This is a genomic window from Pseudarthrobacter sp. B4EP4b (genome assembly GCF_006680095.1).
Taxonomy (GTDB): domain Bacteria; phylum Actinomycetota; class Actinomycetes; order Actinomycetales; family Micrococcaceae; genus Arthrobacter.
Window position 1 is genome coordinate 248310 of the sequence record NZ_VHIJ01000039.1, and the last position, 16997, is coordinate 265306.

Sequence of the window (16997 nt, forward strand, 5' to 3'; positions counted from 1 at the left end):
AAGAGGATCCGGCCGACCACTTGGCCGGCCGGATCCTCCTGAGGTTCCCGGGCCTTTGGTTTTCTAGGCTGCTTCCGCTTCCTCCACCAGGGACATGGCGTACAGCTCTGCCAGCGGAGCGATCAGGCGGTGCACGCTGAAGAAGATCCGGCGCGCCTCGGGCCCCTGCCAGCCCGCCGGCAGGTACTCAAGAGGCAGGCCGGGGTCACGGTAGGGCAAGCGCCGCCACAGGGTCAGCATGGGCACGTAATAGCGGAAAGCGTCCCGGCGAAGCTCCTCCGAGGAAGAGGCCAGCGCCTTCTCGGGATCATCCCCCACCAGCGCCGTCCAGTCCTCCAGCGATCCGCCGTACGTGTCCATAAACTCGGAGATCTGCGACTCCAACGCCTCCAGGTCCCACCATTGGGCAACCTTCGCCCGCATGTCTGACTCCGACGAGTAGTCCCCGGTGAAAAACTCCACGTACTCGTCCAGCCCCCGCGATTCGAGCCGCTGCCTTGCGCCCTCCCGCACTCCGGAGGGAGCGATCCAGACACCCGCCCCCATGGAACCAAAACCCAGCCTCGTCAGCTCGGTGCGCAACTGGTGCCGCCTGTCCCGCATCGACTCCGGCACGGAAAAGATGGCCAGGACCCACGGGGCTCCGGTGGCTGCACGGTAGGGGGCGAAGATGCGTTCATCGCCCTCACTCACCAGCTTCAGTGAACGCTCGGAGAGCTCGTACCTGGCCACTCCCCCGTTCTTGACGCTCGTCAGGACGCCTTTGGCCTTCAGCCGCGAGACGGCCGAGCGGACGCCTGGCGCATCGTGGCCCAGCTCGCCCAGCATCTGGATCAGCACCGAAATGGGAAGCTGGCCGCCGCCGCGGCGCCCGTAGAGACCGTAGATCGTCAGGATGAGCTGCTGCTGGGGCAGGGGAGGAACAGGCACAGCAAGCATTCGGCCGGGTCTCGATTCTGTCAGGGTCACAGTCCTTCCAAGCATATTTCAAAGACTTGCCAACCCATTTTTAGTGACCCTTGAACGCTTCGGCAAGCCACCATGCACCACCGTCGGAAGCAATGCGGGCATCGATAACCAGCGGCATTTCCCGGGGCCCTGCAAGCCATTCCTCGACGCCGGCAAGGTCTCCCGCCGTACGGACCGTGAGCGCGGCAGCCCCATATCCGCGGGCGATCGAGGCGATATCCACCTGCGGAAACCGTACGACATCCAGGTCCTCGTCGTCGGCGTCGAAGTGATGGACCTCGGCACCGTAGGCGGAATCGTTGTAGACGATCGCCACCAGCGGGATTCTCTCGCGGACCAGCGTCTCCAGTTCAGCGATGGCCATAAGGAAACCTCCGTCGCCCGCTCCCAGGACGGGCAGCCGGTCAGGCCGGGCCTTGGCAGCACCAATGGCCGTGTACAATCCGAGGCCGATTGACTGGAACGCCTGGGTAAAGCAGAAACCGAACTCATCCGGCACGGACAAGTAGGTACTGGGATAGCCCATGAAGTTGCCGGAATCGACGGACACAATTCGCTCGGCCGGAAGGATCCGGTCAAGTTCCCGGCTCAGCACGCGGGGATCGATGGCCTCGGCGGTGGACAAATCCTCTGTTTGCTCCGTATTCCACCGCGCGTGGCGTGCGATGCGTTCCGCCATTTCCGGGGTCCGGAGTCCTACCTGGTTGTGGCCGAGCGACCGGAGCCTGGCCAGCACAGCCGCTGCTGTTTCGGCGCTGTCGCCCAGCACTCCGAGGTCAATGGGCCGGTTGGCTCCAAGGGCGCGGTCCTCAACGTCCACCTGGACTACTTTGGCCGTGGCACCGATCAGCGAACCGTGGCGCATGGTCCACATGTTCAGGGCACACCCCCACCCCACAATCAGGTCCGCTTCGGAAATGGTCGCGGCAGTAAACGGTGAGGAAAAGCCGCCGGAGATGCCCAGGTTGAACGGGTCGCCCTGGAACAGGCCATGCCCGACCGCGGAGGTTGCCACAAGTGCCCCCGAAGCCTCCGCAAGTGCCGCGATTTCCGGCCCTGCCGTGCGGCCACCGCGGCCGGCCACGAAGACCGGTCGCCGGGCGCTTCGAAGGAGCTGTGTCAGCTCGTCAACGGCCGCATCCGAGGGCGCGAACCGCTGCGGCGGAACCAGTGGCCCCGGCACGGAAGTGCCATCCGGCGCGGGCGCCGCCTGGACATCCGTGGGCAGGGACAGCACCACCGTCCGGCGCTCGTTGACCGCCGTCCGGTACGCCCGGACGGTGTCGGCAACGGCGCTGTGGGGTGAATGGATCCGCTCGGCCACCGCGCCGACACTGCGGGCCAGTGCGTCCTGGTCGATTCTGAAGTTTGAACCTACGGCGGAAGCGGCCGTATCGGCAGTGACGACGATCATGGGCGTGCGGCTCTTGGCGGCTTCGCCGATTCCGGTCACCGCGTTGGTCAGCCCGCAGCCCTGATGCGTGGAGACGACGCCCACTTTTCCGGACATCCGCCCGTAGGCATCGGCCATTGTGGCAGCACCGCCTTCATGACGGGCCGCGGTGTATGGCACTCCGGCCCGGCGCAACGCATTGGTCACCACAAAATTCCCGCTGCCCACCACGCCGAAGATGTGGCCCACGCCGAGCCGGGCGAGCGTATATCCGACGAGTTCGCTGACATTGGTGGCTGCAAGGGCAGCCGAATCGTCTTGGGTAACCACGTCACTGCCTCCCAACCTGCTGGTGATAACAGTCATTGTCTCTTCTCCTCCTGGGGACAGTGCGCGGAAGGGATAGCCGGCGACGTCGATGGCGCGGGCAAGGTTCCGCTCTATAATGATGGTATAGCTCAAACTTTACGAGCGTCAAGAACCTGAAACATGATGGGAGCCGGGTGCGCCCTCAGAGGGCGGCATCGTGAGGCGGCACTGCTGCGGGGACGGTGACGAGGAGTTCGCGCCGGATCTCCTCGCCCACCTCGCGGAGTTTCCCGGCGAGCAGTTCGGCGTTGGGCGCCAGTGGCCTGTCCGAGTGGAGCAGGATGCCAACCTGCTGGGCGAGTCCGGCGAGGTGGAGCTCGAGCATCTGCAGGCCCGGTTCCGCCACGGCCATGGACTCCGGCATCAGGGCGAGGAATCCGGCCTCTGCCACGAGCGTGCGCAAGGTGGCAGGGGTTCCGGATTCCACCCGCTGGCCGGGAGGGGTCAGGCCGGCGCTGCGAAAGTTCTCCTCGAGTTCGTCACGCAACGGCGTATGCGCCAGCGGCACTACCCAGGGGTACCGGACGAGGTCCTTCAGTGCGACCTCCGCAAGGGCATGCACGGGATGGCTGCGTGCGGCAACAACCCGGAATTCCTCCCGATACAAGGGGACAAGCCGCAGCCGGGATGTACTGGGATGCTCAGTAACCCGGCCGACGAGCAGGTCGAGATCGCCGTTTCCCAGCTCCTGTATAAGGGCTTCTGGCGGCGCCTCCCGGAGCAGCACCTCCACCCGTGGCCTGTCAGCCGTGAAGCGGGCCACGGCCCGCGGGATCAGCAGGTTCGCGCCGGTAACGTGGGCACCCACCCGGACCACTCCTGCTTCCGGATCGGTCAGCTCATCCACCCGGCGGCGCAATGTACCCACGTGACCGACAATTGCCTTAGCATGCTCGAGACACACCTGCCCGGCCGGTGTGGGTACCATGCCGCGTCCGGTCCGCTCGAACAGCGGCGCTCCGACCGCTTGCTCGGCTTCCCGTAAGGCCCGACTCAAGGCCGGCTGCGTCAAATACAGTTCTTCCGCAGCCCGGACCAGGCTCCCTTGTTCTGCAATTGCAAGCACGATCACAAGATGACGCAGCTTCAAATGGGTGGTCAGCAGCGCCCGCAGGTCCATCTCTTTATCCTACGGGCTCGCCCTCCAGGCAATCAGCGCGCAGCGGCCGCAGCGGTCTGGCGTGGAATCGCGACTTCCCGGTCCCACTGGGCTGCCTCGCGGCCGGCCGCCTTGAGCACCTGCTTGCGTACCTTGCCGTTCTCGGTCTGGGGCAGTTGATCCACCACGCGCAGGAAGCGCGGGATGGCAAACGACGCCAGACGCGGACCGCAGAAATCACACAACTCGGTGAAATCGACCGGCTCCCGCAGGATGAGTGCTGCCATGACCTCATCCTCCCCCAACTCCGAATCGACGGCATATACGGCGGCGTCCTGGATGGCAGGATGCTGCCGCAACACCTGCTCAACTTCCACGGAGGAGATATTCTCGCCGCGGCGGCGGATAACATCCTTGATCCGATCAACGAAGCGCACCCATCCGTCCTCGTCAAGGACAACCCGGTCTCCGCTGTGGAACCACAGGTCCTGCCAGGCCTTCGTTGTTGCGTCGGCCATGGCATGATATCCGGTAGCCATGGCGTAGGGCTGGTCGCTGCGGATCAACAGCTCCCCGGGCACGCCGGCGGGAACGGGCACGCCGTCGGAGTCCACCACCCGGATGGAGAATCCGGGCCGCAGCCTGCCTACATAGCCCGGGCGCCACTGATCCGGAGCTGATCCAATTACGGAGTTCGTCTCCGTGGAGCCGTAACCATCCAGCAGCAGCACTCCAAACCGCTCCCGGAAAGGTTCAACCAGCCGGGCAGGGGTTGCCGGAGAGAGCGCCAGCCGGATCCCGTGGTCCCGATCACCGGGCCCCGGATCCTTGCCGGCGAGTATCCCCACCATGGCCCCCAGAAGATACGTCACCGTGGCTCCTGCAGAAGAGGCGTCAGCCCAAAACCGCGATGCGGAGAACCGCGGGCCCAGAACATACTCGGCGCCGCTTTCGATGGCCTGCATGAAGGCGTTGAGAGCGTTCGTGTGGAACAGCGGCAGGCAGGTGTACAGGACGTCATCCGGCCGGAGCCCCAGCTGGTCTGACATGTTGACCGCCCACCAGTAAAACTGGCCTTGCGGGCACAGCACACCCTTGGAAACCCCAGTGGTTCCTGATGTGTACAGGATGGCTGCAGTGTCGGCCGGAGCGCTGACCACTGCCGGCACGGCAGGCCCCGGTTCCGGCAGCGGTTGCACCTCGAAGGGGGCATCGAGTTCGGGAGCAGGTCCGTCAATGACCCAGACTGCGGCGAGGCCAGCTGGCGCCACCGCGGCGATGTGAGGCAGCAGTTCGGCTTCGACCACAGCCAGTTCGGCCTGGGAGTTCTCCAGCACGTGCCGCAGCTGTTCCCCGCGGCTGGCTGTATTCACAGGCACGGCCACGGCACCAATCCAGGCACAGCCGAGGATCAGGTCCAGCAGCTCCGGCCGGTTGGAGGACATCAGTGCCACTGTCTGTCCGCGCTCGATTCCGGCGCTGCGCAGCATTCCTCCTGCAGTGGCGGCGGCGTCAACCATTGCCTGGCTGTCGCGGCGTACGTTGCCGCAGCGGAACAGGGGTGCCGTGGGAGATTTCCGGGCGCGTTCAAGCAGCATCTCCGGGATGGTCAGCGGACGCTGGCGCCGTTCAGCGAGTGTCGTAGTCATGAGTGGTCCTCATTCACGGTTGAGTGGACAGGTATGTAGGCGTGGACGCCGGAAGTGGTGTTGGGGTCATTGGTCAGGGGCACATTTTGGCCCGTTTCGGCGCCGGGGCCGGTCAGGCGGGCGATGACCCTTGGCCCGCCGTCGATGCTCAAGGTTGCCAGGACAACACCGTCAGAGAGGGTGGTGGTTTCCTCCAGCGTCCCGTGTCCCACTGCAACTGTTGAGAAGCTGTCCCCGCCACAGAAAGGACAAAAGAGGCGGGCCGGGAAGAGGAGGGTGCTGCAGCTCCGGCACTCCTGAACTATGGCGCTCATGACGCAGCCTCCAGCACCGACATGGTGGCACAGGCGCCATAGCGGTACAGGACCATGCCATATCCGCTGACCACAGCATGGCGGGCGGAAACCTGACGTTCTCCTGCAGCGCCCATCAGCTGGCGGGCTGCCTCAACGAGCCCGTGCATCCCGCCGGCGGCTCCTGCCTGTCCCGCGGAGAGCTGACCTCCGGAGGTATTGACCGGCAGGTCCCGGGTGGCAATGCGCCGCTTGATGAAACCCGCAGGGTGATCATCAGCCGGCAGAACGCCGAGGTCCGCCAGCTGCGCCACCACCATGGAGGGGTAATCGTCGTAGACGCAGGCGAGGCCGATATCCGCCGGGCCGATTCCGGCTTCTTCCCATCCTGCACGGGCGCACGACCGGAGGCCGGTTTCCAGCCCGCCACCGGACTGCTGGTCTGCATTGTAGGACGCCCGCACCGTGAGCACCTTTGCACGGGGTGTGCCGTTGCCCGGGTCAGCCACGAGGACGACGGCGTCGGCTCCGGTTACCGGAGGCACGCAGTCGTAGCGACCCAAGGGCGTGGCGACGGCCGGCGCATTGAGGTATTCGTCCATGGTGAGGGCTTTCCGGTAGACAGCCCCGGGATTGTCCACGGCCCATTCGCGTTGGGCGATAACGATTCGTCCGTAATCTTCACGGGTAAGTCCGAGCGCCTCCATCTGCCGGGTGGTGAGCATCGCAAACAGGGCGTTGGGTCCCTTCATCGGCAGTGGCGCAAGGTGGTCCTGGGTCGCACGGTTGTAGCTGGCAACCAGCCGTGAGAATGCCGGACCGTCCATCAGGTCCCCTGCAGCAAGAACGATGACTTTGGCATCACCGGCCTCGATCGCCCGCACCGCATGCTGGAGCATGCCGCCGGCACTTGCCCCGCCGTTCGTATCCTGCATCAGCCAGGTCAGGCGAAGGCCCATCCGCCAGGCCAAGTCAATGGCATGGTCGGGGTTAAGCGTGAAGCTGGAGACCGCGAACCCGTCAACGTCACCCGGGGTGAGACCTGCTTCTCGCAATGCGTTGCGGACGGCACGAGCGATAACCTGGGATGTTTCCGTCCCCGGTTGGGGGTGGCGGGTGTAAGGCGATTGACCTGTTCCGATAATGGAGACCGTCACTTCGGTCCTTTCTGGGGTGACTGCAAGCAAAGAGCGGGACGAAACGGACGATTAGGAGACAGTCTCAGCCGGCTGGCCCATTTCCTGACGCTGATCATCATGCTTTTTCCGGCCGCGCGCAGCAGCCACCGCTATCAGGGTCACCAGCACCATGCCAGTGAGGTACAGCGACACCGGCGCGGAGGAGTTGAAGTTCAACAGCAGGGCCGTGGCGATCATGGGGGCTACCCCGCCGGCGAACACGGCAGCGATTTCGTGGGCAATCGCCATGCCGGAGTACCGGACTTCGGCGGAGAACAGCTCATGGAAGAACGCAGGCTGGGTTCCGATCATGGCACCGTGGCAAACACCGTTGGCGATAAGGAAGGCAAGGATCACCACCACAGGGGTGTTGGCATCGATCATTGCAAAGAACGGGAAGGCCATCACACCCATACCCACGGCACCAAAGGCGTACACGGGGCGCCGGCCGATGCGGTCAGAGAGGTATCCGAAGAAGATATAAGCGCCGAACGAGACCAGCATCGACACCGCCACGGCCAGGAGCAACAGCCCCTTGTCTACTCCTACGTGGACGCCGTAGACGATCGAGAAGGAAAGGAAGATGTACGAGCCGCCGTTTTCAGCGACGCGAAGGCCCATAGCAATGAGGATTTCGCGGGGATGGGCCCTTATCGCATCCAGCGCGGGGACACGGCGCTCGGGACGGCTCTCGCGGACTTCGGTGAACTCTTTGGATTCGGGAAGCTTGAGGCGGATGTAGGCGCCCACACCCAACAGAACGATGCTGACGAGGAACGGCAGACGCCAACCCCATGCCAGGAACTCCGGTTCGGGCATCAACTGGACCAGGAAGAAGGCCAGGGAAGACAGCACGAAGCCGAGCGAGATGCCGCCCTGGCTGAAGGCTGCGAGCATGCCCCGGCGTGAGTTGCCGCTGTTTTCGCTGATTATCAGAACGCCGCCCCCCCATTCGCCGCCGGCGGCGATGCCCTGAAGGATTCGAAGGACGATGAGCAACACTGGCGCCCACACCCCAACCTGGGCGTAAGTGGGCAGCAAGCCCATCAGCATGGTGCTGATCCCCATGATTGTCAGTGTCATGACCAGCGACTGCTTGCGCCCCAGCTTGTCTCCGATGTGGCCGAAAATTATTCCACCCAAGGGGCGGGCGGCGAACCCGACAGCGAATCCGGCAAAAGCCGCCATGGTGCCCACGAGCGGGTCTGTGTCGGCCGGGAAGAACAAACGGCCAAAAACGATGGCCGAGGCCGTGGCGTACAAGAAGAAGTCGTACCACTCGAGCGCATTGCCGACGAGTGAGGCAACAACGTACTTGCGGACCCCGGGACGTTGTCCCTGCGATGGGGTTTGGGGATGTGACATTGTTGCTCCTTAGTGCTGCTGAAACTGTGGCAATTGACGGCCAGCCCGATTTCACGTCCCGGCCTTGTCCCTGCTGATCTGGCGTGCGCCCCCCGCGAGCGGGTTGGTAAATGTGACGGGCGTTACGTTGATTTATTTCAGTGTCCCTCCCGGGGCGGGCCCCGTCGAATGCCTATATCGCCAGGGTCTATGCAGGTTCCGGTAAGGCAGTCGGATATGCGGCAGTAGGTGTTCCGGACCAGACAGGGCGGTGCTAACGTCGCAGCCATTGGCCCTTGCGTACGCGCCGCGGGCAGCCACGCAATCCTCTGGCCTCCGCTGGGGTGAACACTTTAGGAGCTCTCATGGAACTAAACGCTGTGAATGACGCCCGGCAGGTTGGCTTGGCCCGCCTGCTTGGTGATCTTGGCACCAAACGAACCGGCGTAGTGGACCTCACTACTCCGCTCTCGGCCGCCACGCCCACACTGGAGTTACCGGCACCGTTTGCGAATCTCATTGATTTCTCGCTCGAGGAGGTCTCCGCGTACAACGAGCCAGGGCCCTACTGGAAGCACCACAACATTCATACGGGTGAGCACATCGGCACTCATCTGGACGCCCCGGTGCATTGGGCCACCGGGCGCGACGGCAAGGACGTCGCCCAGATCGAGCCAGCCCGGTTAGTAGGCCCGGCCCTTGTCCTGGACGTCACTGCAGAGGCAGCCTCCGACCCCGACTTCCTGCTGGACGTTCACCACATCCGCGCATGGGAGTCGGAGTATGGATCCCTGCCAGAGGGTGGCTGGCTCCTCGTTCGTACCGGGTGGGACAACCGCTCTCAAGACCGTAAACGCTTCCTGAACAAGGATGAACAGGGCAACCCCCACTCCCCCGGATTTACAGTCGAATGCGCCCAATGGATTGCAGAAGAATCCGGGTTGTCCGGAATCGGCGTGGAGACGGTCGGCATTGACGCCGGCGCAGCCGCCGGACAACAGCCCCCCTTCCCGGCCCATCACTTCCTGCTGGGAAATGATAAGTATGGCATCACTTCGCTGCGGAATCTGGCGCAGCTTCCGCCAGTCGGCGCAGCGCTCATCGTGGCCCCGTTGCCGATCGTCGGCGGAACCGGCAGCCCGGCCCGCGTGCTCGCCCTAGTTGACGCAAACCAGATGCATTGATCAGGAGGACACCGGGGGCGTTCAGTGGCGTGGGCTGACATGAAGAAGCCCGGCGCCGGGCTGCTGCCCCAAGCGGACCGTGCTCTGGAGTGGATCCGTGACTATGGAGACAAGGACGGCGACGGTTTCATCGAGTACGAGCGCCTCAATCCCCAAGGGCTGATCAACCAAGGCTGGAAGGTCGCTGGTGTGGTTAGTTCCGTACTCGATGACGAGTTGATCAATGACGGTCGCCTTCTTGTCCAGATGTCAGGCTGCAGCACAACCCAACCTGACTCGGAGCGGCCTGACGTGGGAGGACTCGGCCTGTGGGGTGGAGCTCTGGATTGTTCTCCGACGTCCGGCCAGTTTTACATCAGGTGACATGGCCGCCCACTGCCCAAAATAGACTTCATAAGGTGTGCAACTCCATTGACTTTCCGTGTTTTCGAACTTCCGGCGACTGTCAGGGTGGATTCTGAGAACATCATGGAGCCACTGTCAGGGAAGCGGAATTTCGCTCTATTCTGATGCCAGCGCGTGAGAGCGGCGCGTGCCCTCTCCGAGAAATGCAAATTAGGACGATCGCCCGAAACGAGTAGGCCACCACTATCGGGGTGGCCACCCGAGGCCGGCTTCGGGCTGTCATGCCGCAAGGATCTTTATCGGTTGAGGGATGCCTTGGGTCCACTCACAACCACCTCATCGTCACGGAGGCCTTTCTTCATAAGGGCAATTGCGCTGTTGTGCGCAGTTCTTCGGCTGTCGCAGTGCCGAATCCGAAGAACTCGAGGTAAGCGGGGATCATCTCGAACAGCATGTCGCTGCCCACTTGAACTGTGCATCCCTTCTGCTTGGCGGCCTGCAGGAATGGGGTCATTCCGGCCTTCAGCACGACGTCCCCGACATAGGAGCCGGGGGTGATCCGGTCGATGTCGACAGGCACGGGGTCACCGTCCTTCATGCCGAGCGGGGTGGCGTTGACGATCAGGTCGTAGCCCTCGGGATCTTTGGACCCCATGGCGATCTGCACGTCAGGGTAGTGCGCGCTGATGCGCTGGGCGAGCGTTTCGGAGGCGCCTGTATCGGGGTCGAACAAGCCGATGCCGGCAAGTCCGAGGCCGGCCAGTGAGGCGGCGATCGGCGAGCCCACGCTGCCGTTGCCGACGACCAGGGCCCGCTTGCCGTGAGGGTCGAATCCTTTGCGCAGGGCGCCGCGGACGAAGCCTGCTCCGTCGAACTGCTCGGCCAACAGTGATCCGTCATCTCGCCTGAGGACGGCATTGGTGGCACCGGCGATCTGGCAGTTGGGCTGTGTCCCCGTCCGAGGTCTGAAGCGGGATCCGGACGGCGAGCACGGAGCGCATGTGACTGGCGGTCATGGCTGCGATGAATCTTGGCCACTTGGTCTCCGCCCGTGTGTCCACGACTTCGGCGGCCCGTCCTGTCAGCGCAGCCTTGATGCAGGGGCCCTCGTTGGTCGCATACTGGACCTCATCCAACGCCGCCGTCTCCGGGTCACTGCTGGCAATCGTCATCGGACGGCGCTTCCGCCACACCGTCACACTGCAGTGCGCCGACTCTTCCCCATTGGCAAATTCCGCGCCCGCAATCTACACCAGGCCCTGCAGGAAAACGCGGAGGTCGGCGCTGTCAAGGAGCGCCTCGATGAGGGCGCCGAGGCCCGCGCCGGTCAGCCCGTCATTCATCAGTTCCTCCAGTTGGGAAGATATTGCCTCGAAGGTATGGGCCTCACAGTTTGCGCTAGGGATTAGGTGAGTTGGACAGCTGGCATCCTTTGGGCAGGAGAATTGTTGGCTCCAACGATCTGCGCGCGGTAGTTTCAACAGCTCTTGCCACCGCGCGGGTTACGTCGCGGTCCTGCCGGTCCGGGACTACCTGATCACGCCACAGGTGCTTCTCCGCGGCAATGTCGGCTATGGCACCCGCTGCCGCGATCTTCATGTCCAACGTGATGCACTTAGATCCGCCGTCAAGGGCACCCTGAAATGTGCCTGGGAACGCGAGAAACTTGTTGATCCGAGTGGAAAACACGGGCTTCCCGGCCCCATCTGTCGGCTCCCTGGAGGGTGCAACCCAGGGATGCGACGGAACGAGTTCAAGAACAACGGCCTCGCGGGCCAGCCCTTCAAGGTGCAGTTTAGTCATTGCCTCACCATCTGATGCGATAACGGCGTCTGCTCCGTTGACCGCTTCCTTCAATCCGCCTGTCCGATTACCCGGGTTGGTGAGCCATGCTAAATCATCCTGCACGGCATTCAACTCACTACGGTCCCGGGAAACAATGCCTTGGGAGTCCACGAGAATAATGTCGGCGGTGCCCCGGGCGAGGAGAAGCTCAGCTATCCCCGTGCAAGCGGGGCCATCTCCTGCTACGACCACTTTGAGTTGCCCAACTTTTCGGCCCCTCAATCGAGCAGCATTAATCAGCGCAGCATAGGCAACGATGGCAGATCCGTGTTGCTCATTATGCATAACGGGAATTTGCAGTTCGTTATTCAAGATAGTTTCTATCTCATAGCATCGTGAGGCCGAAATGCTGTCGAGACAAATGGCATCAACGTGGTGACTGATCTGCTTTACACTGTCGACGAACTCAACCAGATTTTGACTCCCAAAAGTTATCGGGAGCAGTTGCAATTCACCACAAACCCAGGAGCGGGCTTGCCTTGCCGCCTTGCCGGGCCCGGAGTCGCCGCTCCGTGCGCCGGGGCCACTGATGCGCGACCGCCTGTCGCTGACCACCGCCACCTTTCGCAGGTTTCTATCGCGGTCAGTGGAGTGGCACCCCGAGACAGCCCAGCCATTCTCAAGAAGGCCCCCCCCCTGCCTCCATCCGCACGAAGGGTTTGGGAATGCCTCGGCGATGTTCATGCATGGCCCACGATTCTTTCACTTTCTCGGCTTTCACTTTGCTCTCAAGGGCTATCGGTAGTCCTACATCTGGATTACGGAAGATGTAGAACTTCTGTTCCAGAAGACCGTTTGGACTTGGTTGACCGGCTTCTTCTGCCAACGCGCCTTCTTCATCGCAGACATCTGGAGCTCATCGGCGGATCTTGTCGGCATCTCGAGTGGATTTCTCTGGTTGCCTCAAAGGGCTAAAGAATCTAGGAAATGCTCGATCGCGGCAACTACTTCGGCACTCTTTTGCTCCATAAGAGGGATCCGACCACCTTCAACTTCCACGATCTGAACAGATTTTGCGTTTGAATATGCGGCCGCGATCTTGTGGGTGTGCGGGTAAGAGACCGGGTCTTCAGTGGGGGCGAGCAACAGGATTGGAGCTGTGACGAGCCCAACGCGGTTTTCCATGACATACCGTGCGCAAGCACGGTGGCCCTCGGCTGGGTCGACGCCTGGCGCCAGCGCATCCCGAATGAAGCGGTCCAGGAGATCAGGCCGCCCCTCCGGATAGAAGGAGTACCGCTTCGCCCACAGTTGCTTGAGATGCTCACCGTCCTCCTGCCCGGTGACCACGTCTACGCCTTTGCCCGGGGACGTGCTTTCGCTCATTTGGCGGGTGGTGCGAAAAAGCGAATCGGCGAAGGCCCCGGCTGACAGGACTGACGCCGAGACGCGGTCAGGCAAGGCGGCAGCAACCTCGGAGGCCACAAACATTCCTGTGTGATGACCGACTAAAGTGAAGCGCTCCAATTGAAGGGCGTCGGCGAGTGCGATCACACCAGCTGCGTACTGCTCAATGGTCTGAGGGCAGCCTGGCGCGGGTTTGGCGGACATGCCGAATCCGTACATGTCCATCGCTATCACCCTGCGTTTCGCCGCCAGCAGTGGGTGCACCTCGCGGAACTCATCAAGAGAACGCGGCGTCTGGTGAAGCAGGATCACAGCTTCACCTTCACCTGCCTCGGCGTAATGCAACTGACCGAGTGGCGTCTCGGCGTACCCGTAGCGGAGTGTTACTTCGGACATGGATTTCCCTTCGATGTTTGCTGTCAAGCATCGCCCTGCTGTTACTGCTCTACACAGCGAGTGGTCCGCTCACCGGACCGCTCGCGTAGGATCCGTGGTTAAATAATGAACAATCTGGATAGCGGCTCGAACCGCTGCGCCATCATGGACTAGGAGAATGCAAGTGAGTACTGTGCAGCGAAACGTCCAAGCACCGGGACGGCCGGACGTCAGTCAGCCCGACTCTGTACTCTCGAAGGCACATCTGTTGCTGAGCGCGTTTAGGCAGGGTGTTTCGACGCTGGGGTTAACGGAGCTTAGCCGCCGTTCCGGCGTCTCTAAAGCCAGCGCGCACCGGCTTGCTACGGAACTGGTGGAACTGGGCTATCTCACGCGGACTCTTGGCGGCTACCAGTTGGGTTTGCAAGTGTTCGAATTGGGTCGAATGGTCCCCGGTCCAGCGATCCTCCGCGACGTAGCGCGACCAGCAATGCAGGATCTCCGGGTTGTGACTCGTGGAATCGTGCACCTCGCGGTCCCTGAGGGTGGCGAGTGTGTGTATCTCGACCGAATCGCTGGACGGAACGAAGTCGTGGTCATCAGTTCCGTAAGTGACCGTGTCCCGTTTCATACGACCGCGTCAGGTCGTATCTTCCTGGCACACTCGGATCCGGGCACGATAGATCAGCTTGACACCGCCGGTCTGGCGGCACTCGGTGCGCGCAACCAAGCTGAGGCTACCGCTATATTGGCGGGGATCCGGACGCGTCGCTATGCGGAAGAGCGATCGACATGCTTCCGGGGGGCCAAGGCGCTGGCAGTTCCGGTTGTCTACCCGGATTCGGAGCAGGTGGTTGCAGCAATCTCTGTCACTGTGCCTCTTGAGCGTCGTGACGAGCAGGATTTGTTGCGCGCTCTGTGGGCAACGTCGAGCGATATCAGGGGGGGTCTCCTGCGGACGTACGACGACAGCATGCCGTATCAGTCAACGAAAAGCCACCACTAGCTGTCAGGCGAAATCAAAGGCCAATCCGCCCAACGGACCAGGCACTTCCGTTCGACCCACACGGTAGGGAGAGTGGGGGCATGGACGAAAAAGCCACCACCATCGACACCCTCGTCAAGCGCATCGAGATCCTTGAGGCTGAAGCGGAAATCCGTTTGATACAGGCCCGCTACATGTTCCTCTGCGACACGCCATGTCCGGAGTTCGGGGTGGAAAGCGATCAGCAGCGTATCGAACTAATACTCGACCTGTACACCGAGGATGCGGTGTGGGAGGGGGTAGGCGAATACTACGAAAACCAGTTCGGCCGTTGCGTCGGGAAGGAAGAGCTGCGCGCTCATCTGAACCGGTTCTGGGCATCCGACCAGGACCCGAAACTCCTGCTGAACGCGCACTTTCTGACCTCAGAGCAGATCCACGTTCACGGCGACGAAGCGGACGGGCAGTGGATCCACTTTCAACCGTGGCTCTTCACAGACGGAACGTCTCTGATCCGGAGCAGTCGACTCAACAACGCCTTCCGCAAGGTCGACGGCGTGTGGAAGATCGCCCGAACCCGTACAGAGAACGTCGCGATCGTCGACCTTCCGAAGTTCTTCGCCACGAGCTACCCCGGCACGTCTGTGCTCATGAAGCCTGCGGAAACGAACCAAAGCACCAACCCCATCCAAGTAGACGCATAACCGGTTGCACCTCTACCGGAGCTGGGCGAAAAACGGCCAACAAGCGCCGATATAGGCCAGCAGCCGCTCAGACCTTCATGGTTCCCGCGACGATGAAGGCAGCTTGACCCAGGAAACGTGCACCCTTCTCTAACCGTATCGGCGACGACGAGGTGTTCCGGCCGTGGACACCCGCCCTGGTCCCGGTGCCCCTGATGCCAGTGAGCCGGCAGACGACGGCTGAGCCTGCGTGCTGGCGCTGCTGCAGGACCAACCGCAGACGGAGTTCGACAATGATGTCTCATTACTGGTGAAGAGGGTTCGCAACAATGGCCGCCAGGTTTGTCTGGAAGGGACGAGTCTTAGAGGTGCCGCTCAGCCCACGCCGCTGCACGCAGCGCCTGGATTTCGGTTGCGGCAACAACCTGGAATCCCAGGGGAAGGCCGCTGGCGTTGCGGAGGCCCGGGACGGCGACGGCAGCCAACCCCAAAGCCTGCCAGGCGCGGCTCAGGACAGGATCTCCGGTGTTTGTGGTTCCGAGCGGTGCAGACCCAGGGGCGGCGGGACCGATAATGGCATCGTGATGCGCAAGTACTCGGTCAACGTTCCGGCGCGCGTCGGTCACCAATCGTCTTGCTTCCGTGTAATGTGCCTCGGGCATCGAGGATCCGGTCGTGAGGAGGGTAGCAAGGGGTTCACTGAGCTGGTCGATGTGTTCAAGTTCCGCGGCGCGTTCCCGCGAAGCTTCATAAGCCATGACAACCCGGTGGGCGGCCGTCACGTCGGCGATCAGCGCCTCATCCGGAAAGGGGTGGATTTGTGCTCCATTTTCGGAGAACGAAGCGCACGCGGCGGACATGGCCGTGCTCATCTCATCGGTGACCACCCCTAGCGGGTCGGCGGTCCAGAAGGCAATCCGTGGTGCCATCATTTTCCCCGGCAGATCTGGTTCCCCGCTGAGGGCCGACCACGCCAGTGAAAGGTCGGACGCAGTGGCGGCGAATATGCCATGTGCATCCAGGCTCGAGCTGAGGCCAACCACGCCAGTGAGTGGAAACTGCCCGTTTTTCATGACCAGTGAGGCCACGCCGCAGTATGACGCGGGTCGGGTGACCGATCCGGCGGTTTGTGATCCGATTGCGATCGGTACCTGGCCTGCAGCCACCGCCGCTGCAGAGCCGCTGGAGGATCCCCCTGGTGTGTGATCGAGATTGGCCGGATTCCGGGTGGGGCCGGGCTTAAAATAGGCAAACTCGGTAGTTACCGTCTTGCCCACTGGGATGGCCCCTGCAGACCGCCAGGCTTCGACGATCGTTGCGTCCTTCAGTGCCGGCTTGGCCGCTGTGCGTAGGACTGAGCCGCACCGGGTGGGCATGCCTGCGAGATCGATGATGTCTTTCACCCCCATGGGGACACCTCGGAGCGGCCCGACGCCAGTAATTGCGGGGGTCGGCACTAGATCGACCCAAGCCTGCACAGCGGAGTCAGTCTCACGGATGCGGTTCAGTGCCCGTTGCGTTCCTTCTTCGGGACTTGTACGGTGCGCCGCCAAGTCCGCCACGAATTCTCGAAGGGACCACGGCTGCAGTAGGTTCATTCGTCACCCCAGGCTGCGTCCGCTTCCCAGTAGTCCATGCCATTGGCGCTCTTCAGGTGACGCCACTCCGAGGTCCGTAGGAGGGTGGGCTCAACAGTTGCTGTCACCTCGTCCGCAGCATCGGGACCATCAGCCGGCACCCCCCAGTGAACCCAGTTCAGTTCGAGGCCGCTTGCCTCCCGCACGAAGAGGTCAACATGTTTCCACCCGTAGCCGTAGGTGTCGTTGTAGCAAGTGAGGGTCATATGAGGTCGCGGATCAGCCATAGACCCATGCCATCGCAAATCTGCTTGCTGCACGAGCCAGTGGTTCGCTCAGCGGTCCAACCCCTGCGCTTGATC

General features: G+C 62.6%; 17 protein-coding genes and 1 pseudogene. 4 read left to right on the top strand and 14 right to left on the bottom strand.

What is annotated here, in order from left to right; translation table 11 throughout:
• Positions 1-63: 63 nt before the first annotated feature.
• The 8 genes and pseudogenes from FNL14_RS14605 to FNL14_RS14635 all read right to left on the bottom strand — a co-directional run bounded on the left by FNL14_RS14605 (position 64) and on the right by FNL14_RS14635 (position 8315).
• Positions 64-939, bottom strand: a complete 876-nt coding sequence (locus tag FNL14_RS14605) for a PaaX family transcriptional regulator C-terminal domain-containing protein (protein ID WP_142061184.1) — start codon at positions 937-939, stop codon at positions 64-66.
• A 70-nt stretch (positions 940-1009) separates the two neighbouring features.
• The gene (locus tag FNL14_RS14610; protein WP_142061186.1) at positions 1010-2728 is read right to left on the bottom strand and encodes a thiamine pyrophosphate-binding protein; all 1719 of its coding nucleotides are present in this window, start codon (positions 2726-2728) and stop codon (positions 1010-1012) included.
• Positions 2729-2873: 145 nt separating this feature from the next.
• Entirely contained in the window at positions 2874-3599 is a 726-nt protein-coding gene (locus FNL14_RS14615; RefSeq protein WP_255470862.1) for a LysR substrate-binding domain-containing protein, read from the bottom strand.
• Between the two features lie 48 nt (positions 3600-3647).
• Positions 3648-3851, bottom strand: a pseudogene (locus FNL14_RS23660) (LysR family transcriptional regulator); the annotation flags it as partial.
• Positions 3852-3883: 32 nt separating this feature from the next.
• Entirely contained in the window at positions 3884-5479 is a 1596-nt protein-coding gene (locus FNL14_RS14620) for an ATP-dependent acyl-CoA ligase (protein ID WP_255470853.1), read from the bottom strand.
• Entirely contained in the window at positions 5476-5793 is a 318-nt protein-coding gene (locus FNL14_RS14625) for a Zn-ribbon domain-containing OB-fold protein (protein WP_142061191.1), read from the bottom strand. Before FNL14_RS14625 ends, FNL14_RS14620 begins: the two co-directional genes overlap by 4 nt.
• Positions 5790-6929: a thiolase family protein gene (locus tag FNL14_RS14630; protein WP_142061193.1), complete on the bottom strand. Its 1140-nt coding sequence runs from the start codon at positions 6927-6929 to the stop codon at positions 5790-5792. The genes FNL14_RS14625 and FNL14_RS14630 overlap by 4 nt, the downstream gene beginning before the upstream one ends.
• A gap of 51 nt (positions 6930-6980) precedes the next feature.
• The gene (locus FNL14_RS14635) at positions 6981-8315 is read right to left on the bottom strand and encodes an MFS transporter (protein ID WP_142061195.1); all 1335 of its coding nucleotides are present in this window, start codon (positions 8313-8315) and stop codon (positions 6981-6983) included.
• Positions 8316-8659: 344 nt separating this feature from the next.
• On the opposite strand from FNL14_RS14635, the gene FNL14_RS14640 reads away from it, so the two are divergent.
• Together FNL14_RS14640 and FNL14_RS14645 are read left to right on the top strand one after the other, a co-directional pair.
• Positions 8660-9478, top strand: coding sequence for a cyclase family protein (locus FNL14_RS14640; protein WP_142061197.1), 819 nt, complete (start codon positions 8660-8662; stop codon positions 9476-9478).
• Positions 9479-9517: 39 nt separating this feature from the next.
• Entirely contained in the window at positions 9518-9841 is a 324-nt protein-coding gene (locus FNL14_RS14645; RefSeq protein ID WP_142061199.1) for a hypothetical protein, read from the top strand.
• 340 nt (positions 9842-10181) lie between these two features.
• Here FNL14_RS14645 and FNL14_RS14650 read toward each other — a convergent pair whose 3' ends face one another.
• The 4 genes from FNL14_RS14650 to FNL14_RS14660 form a co-directional block, all read right to left on the bottom strand.
• Positions 10182-10709: a shikimate dehydrogenase gene (locus tag FNL14_RS14650; protein ID WP_181762651.1), complete on the bottom strand. Its 528-nt coding sequence runs from the start codon at positions 10707-10709 to the stop codon at positions 10182-10184.
• 512 nt (positions 10710-11221) lie between these two features.
• Complete coding sequence (locus FNL14_RS14655; protein WP_220126182.1) at positions 11222-12223, bottom strand: malic enzyme-like NAD(P)-binding protein; 1002 nt, start codon at positions 12221-12223, stop codon at positions 11222-11224.
• Between the two features lie 64 nt (positions 12224-12287).
• Positions 12288-12494 (bottom strand): hypothetical protein, encoded by a 207-nt coding sequence (locus FNL14_RS23335; protein WP_181762653.1) that lies wholly within the window; start codon positions 12492-12494, stop codon positions 12288-12290.
• Between the two features lie 77 nt (positions 12495-12571).
• Entirely contained in the window at positions 12572-13438 is an 867-nt protein-coding gene (locus FNL14_RS14660; protein ID WP_220126183.1) for an alpha/beta fold hydrolase, read from the bottom strand.
• Positions 13439-13568: 130 nt separating this feature from the next.
• On the opposite strand from FNL14_RS14660, the gene FNL14_RS23840 reads away from it, so the two are divergent.
• Together FNL14_RS23840 and FNL14_RS14670 are read left to right on the top strand one after the other, a co-directional pair.
• Positions 13569-14396, top strand: coding sequence for an IclR family transcriptional regulator (locus FNL14_RS23840; protein WP_142061205.1), 828 nt, complete (start codon positions 13569-13571; stop codon positions 14394-14396).
• Between the two features lie 80 nt (positions 14397-14476).
• Positions 14477-15079, top strand: a complete 603-nt coding sequence (locus FNL14_RS14670) for a nuclear transport factor 2 family protein (RefSeq protein WP_142061207.1) — start codon at positions 14477-14479, stop codon at positions 15077-15079.
• 341 nt (positions 15080-15420) lie between these two features.
• Here the strand turns inward: FNL14_RS14670 and FNL14_RS14675 are convergent, their stop codons facing one another.
• The gene (locus tag FNL14_RS14675; RefSeq protein ID WP_142061209.1) at positions 15421-16656 is read right to left on the bottom strand and encodes an amidase; all 1236 of its coding nucleotides are present in this window, start codon (positions 16654-16656) and stop codon (positions 15421-15423) included.
• Positions 16653-16922 (bottom strand): hypothetical protein, encoded by a 270-nt coding sequence (locus FNL14_RS14680; protein ID WP_142061211.1) that lies wholly within the window; start codon positions 16920-16922, stop codon positions 16653-16655. The genes FNL14_RS14675 and FNL14_RS14680 overlap by 4 nt, the downstream gene beginning before the upstream one ends.
• Positions 16923-16997: the final 75 nt, after the last annotated feature.

Excerpts from the sequence above, each read along its gene's own strand:
- FNL14_RS14625 (WP_142061191.1), bottom strand. The coding sequence starts at position 5,793 with ATGAGCGCCATAGTTCAGGAGTGCCGGAGCTGCAGCACCCTCCTCTTC.
- FNL14_RS14680 (WP_142061211.1), bottom strand. The coding sequence starts at position 16,922 with ATGGCTGATCCGCGACCTCATATGACCCTCACTTGCTACAACGACACC.
- FNL14_RS14670 (WP_142061207.1), top strand. The coding sequence starts at position 14,477 with ATGGACGAAAAAGCCACCACCATCGACACCCTCGTCAAGCGCATCGAG.
- FNL14_RS14675 (WP_142061209.1), bottom strand. The coding sequence starts at position 16,656 with ATGAACCTACTGCAGCCGTGGTCCCTTCGAGAATTCGTGGCGGACTTG.
- FNL14_RS14645 (WP_142061199.1), top strand. The coding sequence starts at position 9,518 with ATGAAGAAGCCCGGCGCCGGGCTGCTGCCCCAAGCGGACCGTGCTCTG.
- FNL14_RS14620 (WP_255470853.1), bottom strand. The coding sequence starts at position 5,479 with ATGACTACGACACTCGCTGAACGGCGCCAGCGTCCGCTGACCATCCCG.
- FNL14_RS14640 (WP_142061197.1), top strand. The coding sequence starts at position 8,660 with ATGGAACTAAACGCTGTGAATGACGCCCGGCAGGTTGGCTTGGCCCGC.
- FNL14_RS14605 (WP_142061184.1), bottom strand. The coding sequence starts at position 939 with ATGCTTGCTGTGCCTGTTCCTCCCCTGCCCCAGCAGCAGCTCATCCTG.
- FNL14_RS23840 (WP_142061205.1), top strand. The coding sequence starts at position 13,569 with ATGCAAGTGAGTACTGTGCAGCGAAACGTCCAAGCACCGGGACGGCCG.
- FNL14_RS14610 (WP_142061186.1), bottom strand. The coding sequence starts at position 2,728 with ATGACTGTTATCACCAGCAGGTTGGGAGGCAGTGACGTGGTTACCCAA.
- FNL14_RS14635 (WP_142061195.1), bottom strand. The coding sequence starts at position 8,315 with ATGTCACATCCCCAAACCCCATCGCAGGGACAACGTCCCGGGGTCCGC.